This window comes from Akkermansia sp. 54_46, from assembly GCF_001917295.1.
GTDB lineage: Bacteria > Verrucomicrobiota > Verrucomicrobiia > Verrucomicrobiales > Akkermansiaceae > Akkermansia > Akkermansia muciniphila.
The window spans coordinates 14,285-28,571 of the sequence record NZ_MNUD01000033.1 but is presented as its reverse complement, the minus strand read 5'-3'; the positions used below and the strand labels follow the sequence as shown (position 1 = coordinate 28,571).

Here is a 14,287-nt window from a genome sequence, read left to right as displayed (position 1 = left end):
CTGCCTCGCGTTTCCGGCGGAGCGTGATGCAATGGGGCTATCTTAACAGGCGGATGAACCGTTTTTTTCTGGCGCGACCGGTCTTTTCCCTTATGTTGGGGGCACCAGACAGGCCCCACGATGTCATGACCGGCCCCGGACTCATCTCCTTGTTCTGTTTTTTGATAACGGCCGCCTATTTTTTGCGCGGCGGGATGTGTGCGGGCATTGTTTTGTGCATGGGCCTGGCGTTTTTTTCATTTTCCCGTCGCGGCTGGCTTCGCAGGAGCGTCACGTTTCTGCTGCAGGTTTCCCTGCTTTTCTGGGGGGCGGAAGCCTGGCGTCTGGCTAGGCTGTGGATGATGGAAGGGGGGCCTTTCCTGCTCTGGACTTCCATTCCGGCTGCCGCGCTGTTGCTTCATGCGGTGGCCATTCTATGGCGGAGGCGCGGAGAAAAGAATTTGCCCGTCCCGGAGCTGGCCCGCAGCCGCGTATTTTCCGTTTCCGTATTGCTTCTGTTTTTGCTGGATGCGCTGGTTCCTTTACGTTTGCTGATGGGGGAGCGCATCTTGCCGTGGCAGGGGGCTAATGGGCTGGCGATTCTTCTCCTGGCCTGGTGGGGCGGCTATTGCGCGGAAGGTTTGTTGAATCCGCAGACGTCTCCGCGCAGGCGGCAGGTGATGTGGACCGTGTTTGCCTCCGCTTTTTTTCTCCAGTTTCTGCTGGGAGTGACGGTGGCTCCCTCCCTGCTGATGACGGGGAAGCTCCATATTCCCGTGCCGTTTATGATGATTTCCGGCCCGGTTTACCGGGAAGAAGGTTTTTTCATGCTGGCATTGTTCAGCGTATCCGTCCTTATGGCCGGGAGTTCCTGGTGCAGCCATTTGTGCTACTTCGGGGTGTGGGACTGCCTGGCCGCCGCTTCTTCCCGCAGGAAGGGGCATCCGGTGCCGGGTGGAAAAAAAGCCTGTGACTGGAGGTGGTTTTCCCTTGCTGCGGCAGTGGGGATTCCCCTCCTTTTGTCCGTGTGGGGCGTTCCGCTGGGGTATGCCCTGGCGGCGGCGTTCGCCGTAGCTCTCACGGCTCCATTTGCCTGGAAGAAAAGTTCCGAAAACGGTGTGCGGGAATATTGCAGCAGGTTTTGCCCCATGGGGCTGGCCGCCAGTTTGCTGGGCAGGCTGTCCCCGTGGCGCATGCGCGTCAGGGAGACATGCACCGGGTGCATGCGGTGCGCCTCCACCTGCCGTGATCTCTCCATCTCGCGCGGGGGCGGGGCCTGCCGCATTTCCCGGCGCTGCACCTTGTGCCGCGACTGTATTTCCCGGTGTCCGCATGGCGCTTTGAGCCTCGGCATGGCCGGCCCCTTTTCCTCTGTGCCGTCCGCGCAGGCGGATATGTATTTTGTAACGCTGGTTTCCGTCATGCATGTGGTCTTCCTGGCCACGGCTCGAATCTGATTTTTATGTTGCCATGAAAGATTCCTGCTCCCTGGAGTATCCGTTTTGCGGAGGATGGATGGAATCTGTCCATTAGGAGGCTTTTTCAGGGTTGCCGTCAGAGGGATTCAGGCAGCGGTGCAGGAGGGGGACGGCCCTGAATTCATGGAACGGCATGGTTCCCTCTTCCCATCCGAAAGAGTGGATTTTGGTTTCAAAAGGCCATTTTTGTTATTCATTGAGAGATTTATTGATGATTTAAAGTTTTTGTTATGATTTTTGAATGACCGTTCAATTTATTAAAGTCACTAAAAAAGATAGGGTCTGCTATGCTCCGGTGCCGGAGCCGGTGGAAGAGGGGGATAAGCTGGAAATCATGGAAATGAAGGATGAAGCCCTTTTCCCGCCGGCAGGGAAAAACGCAAGGATTTCCCTATCCAGGAATCCCATGGTATTCGTGAAAATGAATGACGGATTCCAGCGCATCCTGATGAAGCATATCCTGTATGTGGAGGCGGGCGGAAGTTATTGCACGCTGCACGTGCACGGCATGCCGGCTATCCTGGTATCCGCTCCGCTGGCGCGGGTATCCGAGCATCTGGATGGGGAATATTTTATCCGCGTGCACCGTTCCTACCTGGTTAACAAGCTGCATATAGAATCCATTGCGGGCAACTTCCTCCAGGTGGGCGTCGTTGCCATTCCCATCAGCAAATTCATGAAGAAAAAAGTGCTGGGCAGTTTGAACATGCTGTCGTTTTCCAAATAAGTTCCGGCCTGCCGCACGGGCTCCTGCGGCGTTCCGGGAAAGCGAAATGGAACGGCCGGAAAGGCGGGATGGAAGCAGAAACGGAATGGCCGCATCATTCACGACGTCGCCGGAAGGCGGCATATCAATGAATCTAAACCAGAAATAGAAATTAAATATATGGCAATTGACAGATCAGCAGCAGAAGCGGCGACTTCCTCCCTGCAGTCGCTGCCTTTCGGCAACATCATCGGCGGTCCCCTGGTCGCCTGTGTGGAAGCACAGGCCCAGGCGGCCCGGACTTCCTGGGAATTCATCCAGAACGTGGGCCTGTACGCGGATGGGGAAGAGAAGAAGACGGTGAACGTTTCCTTCCAGTTCATCAAGGACGGCCGCATGGCTCAGATTACGGTTCCCCTTCTGACCATCGTCCCCATTCCCTATATCGCCATTAACTCCATCGACATCAATTTCAAGGCGAATATCAGCGCGTCCGCCGCCAGTACGGAGACGGAAAATTCCTCCAGTTCCGTAGACACCAGCGTTTCCGCCTCTGCAAGGTGCTTTTGGGCGCGCGGCAGCATGAATGCCAGCTATTCCAGCAAAAAGGACTCCTCTGCGACCAGGGATTCCAAATACAGCGTGGAATACACCATGGACGTAGCCGTCCATGCCGGACAGGACAGTATGCCTGCCGGGATGGCCAAGGTGCTGGAGATGCTGAACAATAGCATTTCCGTCGTTTCTCCGGAAGGGTTCCTGGACGTGCAGCATGCCATCCAGGACGACGGAACCGTGAAATTGATAACCTCCTACAAAAACAGGGAGGGGCTGTTTGACCCGGAAGCCATCACCCTGCGGATAGGCGAAGCGACGGAAATATTTGAAAACGGTGCGGGGAATGAAGCCAGGATTGTGAAAACGGATTCCGGCAAGGAATACACACTTTCCAGGGAAGACGCCAGAAACTGCACGGTGAGCGCTGGAGAACTCAAGAGGAAGGTGGCTGTAGGCGCCTGATAACCGAACCATAGCGATTTCTCCTCCATTCCAGAGCCATGTCCCGTCTTAATCTCATCGTGGAATCCCTGCTGAAGGACATTATTGAAGCGCAGCATGCGGCAAACTGCCACGCGGCATCACTGGCGCGCCAGTATGGGAAGAGAGGCCGTGCGTGCGGTTTCCCGCTTCCCAGCGCCCAGATAGGCTCCCTGGAATTCGATTTGAAATATGCGGTGACGGGAACTTCCGGGGTGGAGGAGAAACAGGTTGCGGACACGGAGCAGTGGAGCCTGTTCCGGCAGGAACTGGAAGAGCGCGTGCCGGCGTTTGCCATCCGTTCTATTGTGATGGCCGTGGTGCATTCCAGCCTTCCGGACGACGAAGCGAGAAGCGACTTCTCAAGCCTGCTGGCCAGGGAGGAACAGTGGAAAAAGAATTTCTGCTCCTACCTGGGGAAGAAAATTTCCGCAGCCGTTTCCGCTCATGAGGGCGCGCTCCTGAAGGCGGAACCCGGGCTGGACAGGGGATTGCTGCTGGAGCTTCTGGCAGGCGTCGCGGAAAGGGAATTCATGGATAATCCGGAGCTGGAGGACCTGTTCCTGGGAACCCGGGGAGACCCCCTCAGGCAGGAATGCCGCGCCAATCTCCGGGAAGGCCTTTCCTCTTTCTTGGCCGCTCTGGCGGAAAAGTACGTCCTCACCAGGCAGGAAAGCAGTGTGGTGGTGGATGTGGAAGTAGAGGCGGACAAGCTGAAAAAGATGCCGGAGGAAGCCGTGCAGACCCTGCGCCTGAATATATCCCCTGCTTCCATTCCCTCCGTTCTGGCGGAGCAGAATGATGTTTCCGGGTTGTCCGCGCAATAGTGATAGATGATGAGTGATTCTACAAATAATAACAAGGTGAACGGGCACATTATGAGCCTGCAGCAGCTGATTTCAGCGCCGCTGGTCGCAACGATTGACGCGGATGCGATGTCCACGGAACGCTACATGAAGCATTTCATGTCCCTGGCCTTTGAGTCCTACAATCCTGTGGACGGTTCCACCGGGGCGTTGAGGTTGATCAGCTTCAATTTTACGGACAGCGACGCTTCCGGCGGCGCGGAAAAGAAGGTCAGCGTGCCGCTCGTCAGCCTGGTGACGCTGCCGCTGCTGCAAATCAAACAGGCGGATTTTGATTTTGACATCAATATCATTGACGCCGTAGCCGCCGCGCCGAATGAACATTTTTCCCTGAACAGGGGAGAGGTGGAGTCCCCCGGCGGAAAAGAGCGGGATGAAGGGCTGAATTTTCGGGCTTCCCTGGCTCCGCAGTCCGGGAGAGGGGCTTCTTCCTCCCTGCAGGCGAACATGAAAATCCATGTCTCCATGCAGCAGGCTGACATGCCTTCCGGCCTGTCCCAATTTCTCCAGCTGGCTTCCAGGCCGCATTATGAGGATGTCCCTTCCCGGGAAAAGAATGATTAATTGAAAGAAACGATATGGACCAGAAAACAACTTATTCCTACCAGCGTACTCCGGGCCTTGACTGCCCCAAATGCGGGGTGTATTTCCCCACGACCATTCCGGACTTGCTGTCCGGCTCCATCAGGTGCCCTTATTGCGGCCTGACGCTTTACATTGACCGGAAAGAATCAGGCCATGCCATGCAGGCCCTGGAAAATTTCCAGAACGCATTAGACAAGCAGCTTCCCTCCGCCTCCCTGTCATGAAGAAACCGTTGATTATCCTGTCCGCCGTGCTGTGCATGGTTCTGCCGTCCTTGTCTCCGGCGGAGATGCGGCAGCGGGAACCCCGCCAGCTTGCCGCCGCCTGGCAGGAAGTAAAGAAGCAGATAGCAGACGACGGGAAAACCATCCGTGTGAGGGACGGCATTCAAGCGCTTGAACTCCTGGCGGAACTGGGGATCTCTTCCGTTCCGGCGGACGGCGTCAGGCTGTCCCGCGGCAGTCTGACCATTGTGGTCACGCGTGGGAAGAAAGAGGACGGGGTTTTTTACGTGCTAGCTGTTAAGGAAGAAGGGGGCGCAAGCCTGGAAGTGAAGATGGTTCCTCCTTCCTGATTTGCCGGAGAGGAAGGTCATTCATTTTCAAAATCCCACACGCGGCGGCGGGCGTTTTTCTTCGTCCGCCCGCCGTTGGCTTTCCGGAAGGGGTCAAAAAGAGAGTCCAGCCCGTTCCCTTTCAGCAGCAGGCACTGTTCCATCAGACGGCCCAGTTTCCCTTTCGGGAACCCTTTGGCCTGGAACCAGGCCAGATATTCCTGGGGGACGTCCATCAGCGGACATCCCTTGGGCGGGTATTTGGCAGGACCGTACATGCCGAAAGGGATATGGGTCTGCGCGATTTCCTCCACCAGTTTTCTCAAATCTTCCGCATCTGGTATTTCAGGATCGTTCATAGGTTTTGCAGAATAAATGGTTGCAGGCATTCCGCCAGCCTTTCCGGCGTTTCCAGGGGAAGCCGGTGGCCGGCATGAGGGATGATGACGGCTTGCCCTCCTGCCATGCGCCGCGCCAGGGCGCTGAATCTGGCATCGCGCTGTCCGGCAATCCACAGCTGGGGAACAGGGGATTGCTTCAAAAGCGGGGCCAGGTTTTCCTGTGCGCCCACGGACCAGTCAATAAAGGCGCGGGAGATGGATTTGCGCCACGGTTTCAGGGAAGAACGGTCCGGAGGCGGCGGACTGCCTTCAAATACGCCCTGGGCATCCCATTCCTTCAAAAAATTTTCCCAAGATGCGGAAAGGCATTGGACGGCCCATTCCGCATCCTTCGCCCGCCGCGCCGCCCGTTCCTCTTCATGTTCCAGGCCGGGATTGGCGCTGACGAATATGGCTCCTTTCCAGAGAGGGGGATGGGCCAAAACGGCCTGCATGGCCAACCTGCCCCCCAGGGAATAGCCGCAGATGAGGGGATGACGATCCTGGGAGGCTATTTCGGAACAAAGCACGCGCCCCATATCCTTCAGGCTTTTGGGGCAGCATTCCAGATACCTCCAGAGGTTCAGGGCGCGAGCCTCCACTCCTCCGGCACGAAGAAAATCCATGACGGGTTTCCAATCCGCCGGAGAACCCAGATTGCCGTGCAGAAGCCAAAGCATGGTCGGAACCGTCTTTCTATTTGACGCCGTAGCCGGCGAGGCCGTTCATAAACATCTGGACGGAAATCATGATGAGCACCATGCCCATCATCCGTTCCAAGGCGATTGTCCCTTTTTCTCCCAGCAGACGCAGGAACTTCTGGGCGATGAAAAGCACCATTCCGGAGAGGAACCAGGCGGTCACGATGGCCCCGGCATAGGTCATCTGGGAAATGCTGTCCGGAGTCTGGGAGGCGTGCAGCATAATGATGGACAGGGAAGAGGGGCCGGCCATCAGGGGCATGGCGATGGGAACAATGAAGGGTTCGTCTTTTCCGTCCGCTCGTCCGGAAGAAGAAAGCATATCCTTGGCGGGGAAGACCATGCCCAGCGCTACGAGAAACAGCAGGATGCCTCCGGAAATGCTCAGGGTGGAAGGTTCCAGCCCCAGCAGGTTCAGCAGGAATTTTCCGGAAAAGAAGAAAAGGAGCAGCAGGCTCAACGCAAATACAAGCTCCCGTGTCAGAATAGCCTTCTGCTGGGCGGGCGAGTATTTTTTCAGCATTCCCTGGATCATGGGCGCCAGACCCACCGGGTCGATGACGATGAACAGAAGAATAACAGTGGAAAGGAAGTCCTGCATGGGATATGCCCCGTTGTAAACGATACGGGCGTGTACGTCAAAGGGAACCGCCAGCAGTGGAAATTTTCTCTGCCCGGATTGCTATTTTCTTCACCAGCGCAGGAGCCGGGCCTTTATGCCTGGAAAGCGATTTGAGGAATTCTGGGGAAACTTTGCGTAGGAGACCATAGCTTTTTAATAAAACAGAAAAGCTATTAAGGCAAGGCTCCTTCGGGAGACCGGCTCGATGTTTCAAAATCTGCTTTCCCTACATACTCCCTTCGAACACCGGGGTTCGCAAATCCATCCTTGAATCTGACTTCAAGCTCGTACCTCTTGTTATTGCGAAGGTGCTCTAAATACGTCAGCAACAAATAAGCTTCCTGGATGGGAACTTCATGCTTTTCTCCCGGCTGCAACGTAATGAAACGTATGGAAAACGGTAGACGTTCAACTGTATACAGGGGACTATACCAAGCTAAAGGCTTCTTTCCATCGCTTATTACGCTCCCTATACACCCAATTCTTTTCTCGCCTTCCTTTCGCCATATTTCGATGTGGATATTAGGGCTATGATCCTTCAGGGGATAAAAGTCGTCGAACAGGCGCACGGTCTTTTCGCCCTTGTTCGTGAACACCAGCTTGAAGTCAGGGAACGTCTCTCTTGTGTCAAACCGGGTCTTTTCCATCACCACGGAACATTCCACTCCGTTGTCGGCCATGTCCCCCCATGCCGCAGCCATCCCCAGGAAACAATCCTTACCCTGCTGATTATAGTAGCGCGTTTCGAGTTCACAAGAACATTGTTTCCAGCCTTCCAGATCGACTTCATCCAGGCATACCGGAATCGTGACGCTGTATTCCCGGCCGGGGGCCAGTTCCCGGTAGTTCAAGGGTCGCTGGAAGGTCATGGTGCCAATTTCCCTGTTCAGGATGCGGACATCTCCCCGTTCCGTCCTCAATACAGTCACGAAAAAGTAATCGGCTGTTTCGTCGTTGATTTCGTCCGGAATCCGGACAGGCTCGTTTCCTTCGTTGCGGAAGGAGACTGTAATTTCGCCCTTCATGAAATTGGCAGTGTCCACAATGGAGAGCTGAAGAGGTGTCGATACCTCTGCAATTGCCATACTGCGGGTTTTACCTTCGTTAACCGGAGGCAAGAAACAGGGCGGCTCAATAATACCGGGTTCTGTTACATTTGTGGGTACTTTGCTCCATCCCTTGATTTCGGCTACCCTGATAAGCTTGCGGGTAGTGTTATTCAGGACCTTTTGTCCGGCACAGTAAGGTCTGTCACCTGGGTTATCCGGCAATTTTTTTATGTAAGCGATAACCTCTGTCATAAAGTTAATGCTAGCATTTACGGCTGTCAGATCCATCGCAGCTATGGCGGTTTCCATATCCTTAACTTTATCGCAGGAAAGAGTTTTCTCTTCCAATTTTTCCTGCAATTTCAAATGTTTCCAGTAGAATTTGTAGGCATCTTCCCATTGACGGCGGTGGTGTTCTTCGTGGGCGAGAGAAGCTTCCGCCGTGTGCCATATCCCAAGACCTTCACCGCTCTGGTATCCGTTCAAATCGTTAACCGCCATAATGCAGTCCTCTTCATTGGTGGGAGGTGTAAGAAGGGCATCAATGAACGACCCGGTACGAACAACTACCGTAGCGCCACCAGAAGCAGAAACAACGCGACACCTCCATACATTCTCAGTTTCATCCTTACAAACCGTTACAACGATGTTAACAGGCGTGTTTTTTGTCTGACTATTACCTTCTTCTTCCGTGGTAACAGGTTCCGGTTTCTCAAATTCAAATGCTTCATCGTCGAGTTGCCTTCATACTTCCCTGCCTGAATGGGTTCCCTGTCCATCGTGACGTTGAACGCGGCAGCGTTGTTGCTGACGGGGGTGTAGGCGTTGTTGGTCCACGACAGAGCCACCTTGTAATAGCCCGCTTTCAGGTACCTGGAATCGGTTTCAATATTCAGCTTGCCGTTGGGTGGTGTCCCATCCTTTTTTATAGCTTGCTCACCGGCAATCGTCAGGCTGCCTGTGTCGTCGGCTTCCACGCCGAAATAGTACAGGCCGTCTTCCTCGACCTTGATGAACATTTCCGGCGCTCCGGCGCAAGTGGCGTGCTCGCACGCCGAACCGTCAAAGTTGAACTCCATCGCGTCAACTCCGAGTTTCTGAGGGATGAGAGCCTGCTCCCCGTCGCAGATAAGCTTCGGACCGACCGCCTTGTTCAGTGGTATATAATTATTCATGTTCCTGATCGTTTCCTGTTTGAGAACTAACCATTTAGCTCTCAAATGAACATAAGGAATTCCAAAAAGAACAACAACACGTCCCGGACGTGATGAAAGAAAAATCCCCGATTATCTCCAATAAAAATGGCGGATGCCATTCAGCACCAGCCATATATATGTTAATAGTTTGGAACGTATCGCTACGCTTGTGTATGAATTAAGCTAGACCCTACAGGGGCTGGTAGCCCCGTTCCTCCTGCCGGATGAGTTGCCCCTCCGGGATACAGACTCTTTACATTTCCGTTTTCGGAAAAAGCGGGGTTTCTGAAATACGGATTCAAGGCAGTCGGGAAAAATAATACGGAAACGCCCGGCACGGAGGCTTGTGACGCCGGACGGGCATTGGATGGTATTTCCGTTCCCGGAGTTACAGAAGAAGGTCCTGGATGTTGTCCGAGGAGATGACGCCTGTTTCCGTGGAGGACAGTACGCAGAGGGCGTCTACCAGGTTTTCCTGCCCCAGAGCCAGCCCGGCTTCTTCCACCAGCACATCGTCAATATTCAGGGTAGCGATGGAAAGGGGCACCGTTTCCGGGGCAGAGGGTTCCATCAGGGCTGCAATGCCGATGACGGCAGCCACCAGGGCCGCCGCAGCAGCTCCCCAAATGCGGAAGGAATGCCGCTTGAAGTGATGAATGGATTCCACCGGAACGGCGGGAGTGCATTCTTCCCTTTCAATACGCATCATGACCTTGCGGGCAAAATCGTCCCCCGGCGCAGGTTGGGAGGCATGTCCCAGAATCTGCCAGAGTTTTGTATCGTCCTGTTCGTTCATGGTTATGGTTCCGCTGAGGGTTCTATGAAGAAAAACACCGGAAGATGGGTCCGGTTTCTTGCCGGCGTCATTTTTTCCGTTCTGACGCCTGTCTGATGACGGGGGCCAGCACGGCGGCGATGCGTGCGTAACCGGCCGCAGAAGGGTGCAGTCCGTCGCTGGAAAGCTCTTCCGGGACGTATCCGTCGCTATTAGCCATGACGCGTCCCGGTTCCGTATAAATGAAATTTTCTTCCGCGGCCAGGCGGTTCAGGAGGAGATTGATGCCGGCAATGCGTTCCGCCGTACCTTCCCGGGCGCTGTTGCGCGGGTAAAATCCCTGGAGGATGATGACGGCTTTTGCCAGTTTGCCGGTGATTTCCCGGCAGACGGCACGAATGCCTTCCAGGATTTCCCCGTCCGTGTTTTCCGCAAGGTTGTTCGTGCCCAGGAGCACCACGCAAACGGCATTGTCTTCCGCACCGTCCAGTTCTCCGTGGCGGAGCCGCCACAAGGCGTTTTCCACCCGGTCGTAGCCGAACCCCAGATTGACCGCCCGCATTCCCGCCGTGCACAGGTTCCATGTTTCCGGGGATTTTTGCAAAATGTCCCGGTGCGGTTCATCCACGGGCGCACCTCCCCAGAAATGCGTGATGGAGTCTCCGATGAAGAGGAGGTCCGGGTGTGTTTCGCGCACGATGCGGCACGCGGCTTCATGCCGGGATGCCCAGTCGTAAATCATGAAGTCCCGGTCCTGGGTGCAGGGAATCAGCGTGGAGGGTACGGCCCGGGCGGGAGGAGGTCCGGGCATGATGAAGGTTTCCGGGGCTGTAATGCCGCGCTTTCCCCGGAACAGGCGGAAGCGGATGCGTGCGCCGGGCGGGGCCTGCACCGGAGCCAGATAGCGGCCCTGCGTGCAGAGCATGCGGGGAGAGCCCGCATTCACGTCCATTCGGATGACGGCTTCCGGCGGAGCGTTCACCGCGGTAAGTACCAGTTCTCCCGCCTCATTCAGGGAGGCGCGGATTCCGGGGGGTGGGGATGATTCTATCATGAGACGTCGCGCATGTGCTGGCGCATTTGCCTGCGTCCGATGGAGTTCGGCCCGCGGCTGTCCTGCATGCAGTAGTTCACGGGGCGGCTCTGGGAGGCGCCGTGGGGAGCGCCCAGGCGCTTGTCCGGCTCTGACGGCAGCAGATGCACCACTCTCTTGTTTTTCCAGACCAGCCAGAGCACCACTATGGCCGCCAGTGCGGAGATGTGCAGGATGATGCCGGCTACATTGGCCAGGGCGAAAGTCATCCAGGCTTTCATCATGGCATGGAGGGAGGATTCTTGCGTTTCCTCCGGTTCCTGGATGGTGATGTTGGCTTCCGGGATGCTGGCAGGGTTGTCAGGCTCCAGTGCGGGAAGGGTGGGCCTGGGGGCGGATGCCATGTCCGCCTCTGTTCTTCTTGCCAGGGAAATCATGGCCTCAATGAGCTCGTCCTGCGGATTGGTGAATCGGGAGGCGTCCTGCTTCACCTGGTACAGGAGATCCCTCCGTCCCGCATCCCTAAGCTGGGAGCTCAGCTCCGGATCCAGTGCGATCTGGGCGCTTTTAATATCCCCCATGTGGAAATGGAGCAGCAGGTTGCGCTCCTTGTTCCTGAATATCTGGCGGGCGATGGTGGGAGCATTGACGGAAGGGGGGACTTTCTGTCCGGCCGCGAAGATGCTGACGAACAGGTTGACATTGTAGCGGGATTTGATGAGCTTGATAAGTTCGATGACGTCATTGCTTTCCACTTCCGCGAGAAGCTTCTGGGGGTCAATCAGGCCTGTGGAGGTGCGGATGTAGTCCGGCAGGAAATATTCATTGACGTCCGTAAAGTCCTCCGGAATGGGATCCACGGCGGGGGAGTCTGCATTGGCGGCGGGTTCCGGCATGGGGTCGGAGGGAGCCGCTGCCGCATCCACAGGGGGCAGCAAGGGAGGGTTGGCATTCCACCACGCGCCTCTCATCAGGGATTGCTGGTCGTGGTTGGTCCATTTCAGGGCGGGTAATTCCTGGGCGGGTAATTCCTGGGCGGGAGCCGGAAAGATGGCCGCCGCCAGCAGGCATGGGAACAAAAGGGGGGTCATGCGCCTCCTCCTTTCCGGTCCTCGGGGGTGGGAGGCGTTAATCCGTAGCGCATGGGATGCCTGACTTTGGAGCGCGCTTTCCTGGCTACGAGCTGGACGGCGTTTTTCATGATGGCCCCCGCAGCCTGGAGCAGCATGCTTTCCCGCAGGGGAATGCGGGCTTTCATGATGGATTTGTTGATCAGGTCCGGCTCTACATAAGGGTCCAGTTCATAGCCCCACATGAAGCAGGCCGTGTCCGTGCGCACGTCCAGCACCAGAACCAGGAGCCACTGGGGATCCAGCGGTCCCTGATGGTTAGGGAAGCCGGCCTCATCCACCGTCAGGTGGTTCATCGTCCAGAAACTGTGCGGAATAAGGGAAAAGGGCTCCAGGATGTTGGGGAAATAGACGGACAGGAGAACGGGGGGGATGCGGCGTTCCAGTTTCTCCAGCAGGGCATTCAGCCTCATGCGGTCCTGCTGCCGGAGAGCGCCGGCGTTGTCGCATACGCGGCGGTAGGGTATGGCGTCTTTGCCGTATTTTTTGTCCAGGTTTTCCAGGGAAAAACCGCAGTGAGGGCACAATGATTCCGCCCCGCGGTGGAAATTATGTAAACACTTCGGACAAGTCGGCACAAGGAAAGTTTAAGCACGAAGTTCGTTGCCGAAAAGACTAATTGTCAGAAAGAAATCATGTATGTCTCAATCTTCCAGATTTTCTTTCGTGACACGGTAAATGGCGGCGCATCTGGGGCACGTGACTTCCAGCTCCTCTTCTCCCTGGAACAGGTCTTCCTTGTTGTCCTGAAGGGTCTTGAGCGTGGGCAGGATGCGGTCCAGCGTGCAGCCGCAGTAAAAGCGGAACCGGCGCGTTTCCAGCACTCGGGTATTTTCATCTTCTTCCAGATGGGCCATTTTCTCCCGGGTGAGGGAAGCAAGCCATTCTTCATCCGCGTCAGGCTGGGCCGTCACCATGGTGTAGCATTCATCCGGGAGCTCAATGCAGCGGGCGTTTCTCTGTTCGCTTTGCCTGTAGAATTCCTCCACCCACCGGGCCGGAGACGTTCCCGGAATGGGTACGACGGAGTATTGCGGTTCAAACCCCTTGCGGAGCAGGGTGGAATACAGCGTGTTTTCTTCAGGTTCCTTAATGTCCTGTGTGAAGACGCGCCCCACTACGGATTCCGTCAGGGAAGAACCGGTGACAAACAGATTGGCGACGGCAGGCGTCCGGAGATTGACTGTCCAGGCATGCTGCTCCGCCCAGGGCCGTGCGACCATATAGAGGGTGAAATAGGCCATGAGTTCTTTCAGCAGGCTGTCGCAGAGTTCTTCGTTGCGCAGGCCGTACTGCATGAGGTGAAGGTAGTAGTCCGTAAACAGGGGAGAAAATTTTGACCTGAGCGCCAGGCAATTGCGTCCGCGGACAAAGATGGATTCAACCGTAATGAATTCTTCTACCAGTTCTTCGCTCATGTCATTCAAATTCGGTCTTCCTTTGTGGAAAATCAACCGTTCCTCCTGTCATTAGGAACCATCATGACAGGCAGGTGCGGCAGTATTCTTTTTCCCGGCAGGGAAAGGTGCGGCGGAGAAACGGGCGGGAAATAACGGAGGGGCCCGGAGACTGTACGCAATAAGCCTTTACCATGCCTTTTTGCGCGTTTAACATGCACCCATGGCAACTGACAAGAATATCACCATCCATACTTCCAAGGGCGACATCAGGCTGACGGTGTTTGCTTCCAAGACGCCCGTGACGGCGGCTTCCTTTCTGAATCTGGCGTCTAGGGGGTTTTATGACGGGCTCAAGTTTCACCGCGTGATTCCGGATTTCATGATTCAGGGCGGCGACCCCACCGGTACAGGCATGGGGGGCCCTGGCTACAGGTTTGAGGACGAGTGCCGCCCGGACCTCAGGCATGACGGCCCCGGCGTTCTTTCCATGGCGAACGCGGGCCCCGGCACCAACGGTTCCCAATTCTTCATCACCCATGTGCCCACCGACTGGCTGAATGGTAAGCACACCGTCTTCGGCAAGGTGACGGAAGGCCAGAGCGTGGTGGATTCCATTAAGCAGGGAGACACCATCTCCGGCATTACGATTGAAGATAATGCGGATGATCTGTTTGCGGAACAGGCCGACCGCATTGCCGCGTGGAACAAGGCGCTTGGTAAATAACCTCATTCCGGCATTCACTCGGCGGAGCGCGGCGCGGGGGCGCCCGTTCCGCTGTTTTCCTCTCTCTGCTTT

General features: G+C 55.9%; 18 protein-coding genes. 8 read left to right on the top strand and 10 right to left on the bottom strand.

Going from position 1 to position 14,287, the window contains the following annotated elements:
- Positions 1–194: 194 nt before the first annotated feature.
- From BHW66_RS07360 to BHW66_RS07330, 7 genes are all read left to right on the top strand, one after another.
- On the top strand, positions 195–1,436 hold the full coding sequence (locus BHW66_RS07360; protein WP_257227998.1) for a hypothetical protein: 1,242 nt from the start codon (positions 195–197) through the stop codon (positions 1,434–1,436).
- A 262-nt stretch (positions 1,437–1,698) separates the two neighbouring features.
- Positions 1,699–2,184: a LytTR family DNA-binding domain-containing protein gene (locus tag BHW66_RS07355; RefSeq protein ID WP_065528652.1), complete on the top strand. Its 486-nt coding sequence runs from the start codon at positions 1,699–1,701 to the stop codon at positions 2,182–2,184.
- A 159-nt stretch (positions 2,185–2,343) separates the two neighbouring features.
- The gene (locus BHW66_RS07350; RefSeq protein WP_012420052.1) at positions 2,344–3,183 is read left to right on the top strand and encodes a DUF2589 domain-containing protein; all 840 of its coding nucleotides are present in this window, start codon (positions 2,344–2,346) and stop codon (positions 3,181–3,183) included.
- Between the two features lie 38 nt (positions 3,184–3,221).
- A complete protein-coding gene (locus tag BHW66_RS07345) occupies positions 3,222–4,028 on the top strand; it encodes a hypothetical protein (protein ID WP_046434476.1) in 807 nt (268 codons plus the stop codon).
- 6 nt (positions 4,029–4,034) lie between these two features.
- A complete protein-coding gene (locus tag BHW66_RS07340) occupies positions 4,035–4,631 on the top strand; it encodes a DUF2589 domain-containing protein (RefSeq protein ID WP_012420054.1) in 597 nt (198 codons plus the stop codon).
- Positions 4,632–4,645: 14 nt separating this feature from the next.
- Complete coding sequence (locus BHW66_RS07335; protein WP_012420055.1) at positions 4,646–4,876, top strand: hypothetical protein; 231 nt, start codon at positions 4,646–4,648, stop codon at positions 4,874–4,876.
- Positions 4,873–5,226 (top strand): hypothetical protein, encoded by a 354-nt coding sequence (locus BHW66_RS07330; protein ID WP_046434477.1) that lies wholly within the window; start codon positions 4,873–4,875, stop codon positions 5,224–5,226. Before BHW66_RS07335 ends, BHW66_RS07330 begins: the two co-directional genes overlap by 4 nt.
- Before the next feature lie 17 nt (positions 5,227–5,243).
- Here BHW66_RS07330 and BHW66_RS07325 read toward each other — a convergent pair whose 3' ends face one another.
- From BHW66_RS07325 to BHW66_RS07280, 10 genes are all read right to left on the bottom strand, one after another.
- Positions 5,244–5,564: a DUF3820 family protein gene (locus BHW66_RS07325; protein WP_012420057.1), complete on the bottom strand. Its 321-nt coding sequence runs from the start codon at positions 5,562–5,564 to the stop codon at positions 5,244–5,246.
- Positions 5,561–6,265: an alpha/beta fold hydrolase gene (locus tag BHW66_RS07320; protein WP_046434480.1), complete on the bottom strand. Its 705-nt coding sequence runs from the start codon at positions 6,263–6,265 to the stop codon at positions 5,561–5,563. The genes BHW66_RS07325 and BHW66_RS07320 overlap by 4 nt, the downstream gene beginning before the upstream one ends.
- Before the next feature lie 16 nt (positions 6,266–6,281).
- Complete coding sequence (locus BHW66_RS07315) at positions 6,282–6,887, bottom strand: MarC family protein (RefSeq protein WP_012420059.1); 606 nt, start codon at positions 6,885–6,887, stop codon at positions 6,282–6,284.
- Positions 6,888–7,081: 194 nt separating this feature from the next.
- Entirely contained in the window at positions 7,082–8,458 is a 1,377-nt protein-coding gene (locus tag BHW66_RS07310) for a hypothetical protein (RefSeq protein ID WP_286688988.1), read from the bottom strand.
- A 137-nt stretch (positions 8,459–8,595) separates the two neighbouring features.
- Positions 8,596–9,132, bottom strand: a complete 537-nt coding sequence (locus BHW66_RS07305; protein WP_286688987.1) for a PA14 domain-containing protein — start codon at positions 9,130–9,132, stop codon at positions 8,596–8,598.
- Positions 9,133–9,541: 409 nt separating this feature from the next.
- Entirely contained in the window at positions 9,542–9,949 is a 408-nt protein-coding gene (locus BHW66_RS07300) for a hypothetical protein (protein WP_046434488.1), read from the bottom strand.
- A 67-nt stretch (positions 9,950–10,016) separates the two neighbouring features.
- Complete coding sequence (locus BHW66_RS07295) at positions 10,017–10,982, bottom strand: GDSL-type esterase/lipase family protein (protein WP_102758841.1); 966 nt, start codon at positions 10,980–10,982, stop codon at positions 10,017–10,019.
- Positions 10,979–12,052: a hypothetical protein gene (locus tag BHW66_RS07290; protein ID WP_046434490.1), complete on the bottom strand. Its 1,074-nt coding sequence runs from the start codon at positions 12,050–12,052 to the stop codon at positions 10,979–10,981. The genes BHW66_RS07295 and BHW66_RS07290 overlap by 4 nt, the downstream gene beginning before the upstream one ends.
- Positions 12,049–12,618, bottom strand: coding sequence for a hypothetical protein (locus BHW66_RS07285; protein WP_031930698.1), 570 nt, complete (start codon positions 12,616–12,618; stop codon positions 12,049–12,051). The genes BHW66_RS07290 and BHW66_RS07285 overlap by 4 nt, the downstream gene beginning before the upstream one ends.
- Before the next feature lie 117 nt (positions 12,619–12,735).
- Positions 12,736–13,509 (bottom strand): Hsp33 family molecular chaperone HslO, encoded by a 774-nt coding sequence (locus tag BHW66_RS07280; RefSeq protein WP_022197470.1) that lies wholly within the window; start codon positions 13,507–13,509, stop codon positions 12,736–12,738.
- Between the two features lie 202 nt (positions 13,510–13,711).
- Here BHW66_RS07280 and BHW66_RS07275 point away from each other — a divergent pair, with 202 nt between their 5' ends.
- The gene (locus BHW66_RS07275; RefSeq protein WP_022197469.1) at positions 13,712–14,215 is read left to right on the top strand and encodes a peptidylprolyl isomerase; all 504 of its coding nucleotides are present in this window, start codon (positions 13,712–13,714) and stop codon (positions 14,213–14,215) included.
- Positions 14,216–14,287 lie beyond the last annotated feature (72 nt).

What these genes read in the sequence shown, in the direction of transcription:
- BHW66_RS07295 (WP_102758841.1), bottom strand. Translation starts at nt 10,982, where the DNA reads ATGATAGAATCATCCCCACCCCCCGGAATCCGCGCCTCCCTGAATGAG.
- BHW66_RS07335 (WP_012420055.1), top strand. Translation starts at nt 4,646, where the DNA reads ATGGACCAGAAAACAACTTATTCCTACCAGCGTACTCCGGGCCTTGAC.
- BHW66_RS07310 (WP_286688988.1), bottom strand. Translation starts at nt 8,458, where the DNA reads ATGGCGGTTAACGATTTGAACGGATACCAGAGCGGTGAAGGTCTTGGG.
- BHW66_RS07360 (WP_257227998.1), top strand. Translation starts at nt 195, where the DNA reads ATGTGTGCGGGCATTGTTTTGTGCATGGGCCTGGCGTTTTTTTCATTT.
- BHW66_RS07305 (WP_286688987.1), bottom strand. Translation starts at nt 9,132, where the DNA reads ATGAATAATTATATACCACTGAACAAGGCGGTCGGTCCGAAGCTTATC.
- BHW66_RS07275 (WP_022197469.1), top strand. Translation starts at nt 13,712, where the DNA reads ATGGCAACTGACAAGAATATCACCATCCATACTTCCAAGGGCGACATC.
- BHW66_RS07345 (WP_046434476.1), top strand. Translation starts at nt 3,222, where the DNA reads ATGTCCCGTCTTAATCTCATCGTGGAATCCCTGCTGAAGGACATTATT.
- BHW66_RS07280 (WP_022197470.1), bottom strand. Translation starts at nt 13,509, where the DNA reads ATGAGCGAAGAACTGGTAGAAGAATTCATTACGGTTGAATCCATCTTT.
- BHW66_RS07355 (WP_065528652.1), top strand. Translation starts at nt 1,699, where the DNA reads ATGACCGTTCAATTTATTAAAGTCACTAAAAAAGATAGGGTCTGCTAT.
- BHW66_RS07300 (WP_046434488.1), bottom strand. Translation starts at nt 9,949, where the DNA reads ATGAACGAACAGGACGATACAAAACTCTGGCAGATTCTGGGACATGCC.
- BHW66_RS07315 (WP_012420059.1), bottom strand. Translation starts at nt 6,887, where the DNA reads ATGCAGGACTTCCTTTCCACTGTTATTCTTCTGTTCATCGTCATCGAC.
- BHW66_RS07290 (WP_046434490.1), bottom strand. Translation starts at nt 12,052, where the DNA reads ATGACCCCCCTTTTGTTCCCATGCCTGCTGGCGGCGGCCATCTTTCCG.
- BHW66_RS07330 (WP_046434477.1), top strand. Translation starts at nt 4,873, where the DNA reads ATGAAGAAACCGTTGATTATCCTGTCCGCCGTGCTGTGCATGGTTCTG.
- BHW66_RS07350 (WP_012420052.1), top strand. Translation starts at nt 2,344, where the DNA reads ATGGCAATTGACAGATCAGCAGCAGAAGCGGCGACTTCCTCCCTGCAG.
- BHW66_RS07325 (WP_012420057.1), bottom strand. Translation starts at nt 5,564, where the DNA reads ATGAACGATCCTGAAATACCAGATGCGGAAGATTTGAGAAAACTGGTG.
- BHW66_RS07320 (WP_046434480.1), bottom strand. Translation starts at nt 6,265, where the DNA reads ATGCTTTGGCTTCTGCACGGCAATCTGGGTTCTCCGGCGGATTGGAAA.
- BHW66_RS07340 (WP_012420054.1), top strand. Translation starts at nt 4,035, where the DNA reads ATGATGAGTGATTCTACAAATAATAACAAGGTGAACGGGCACATTATG.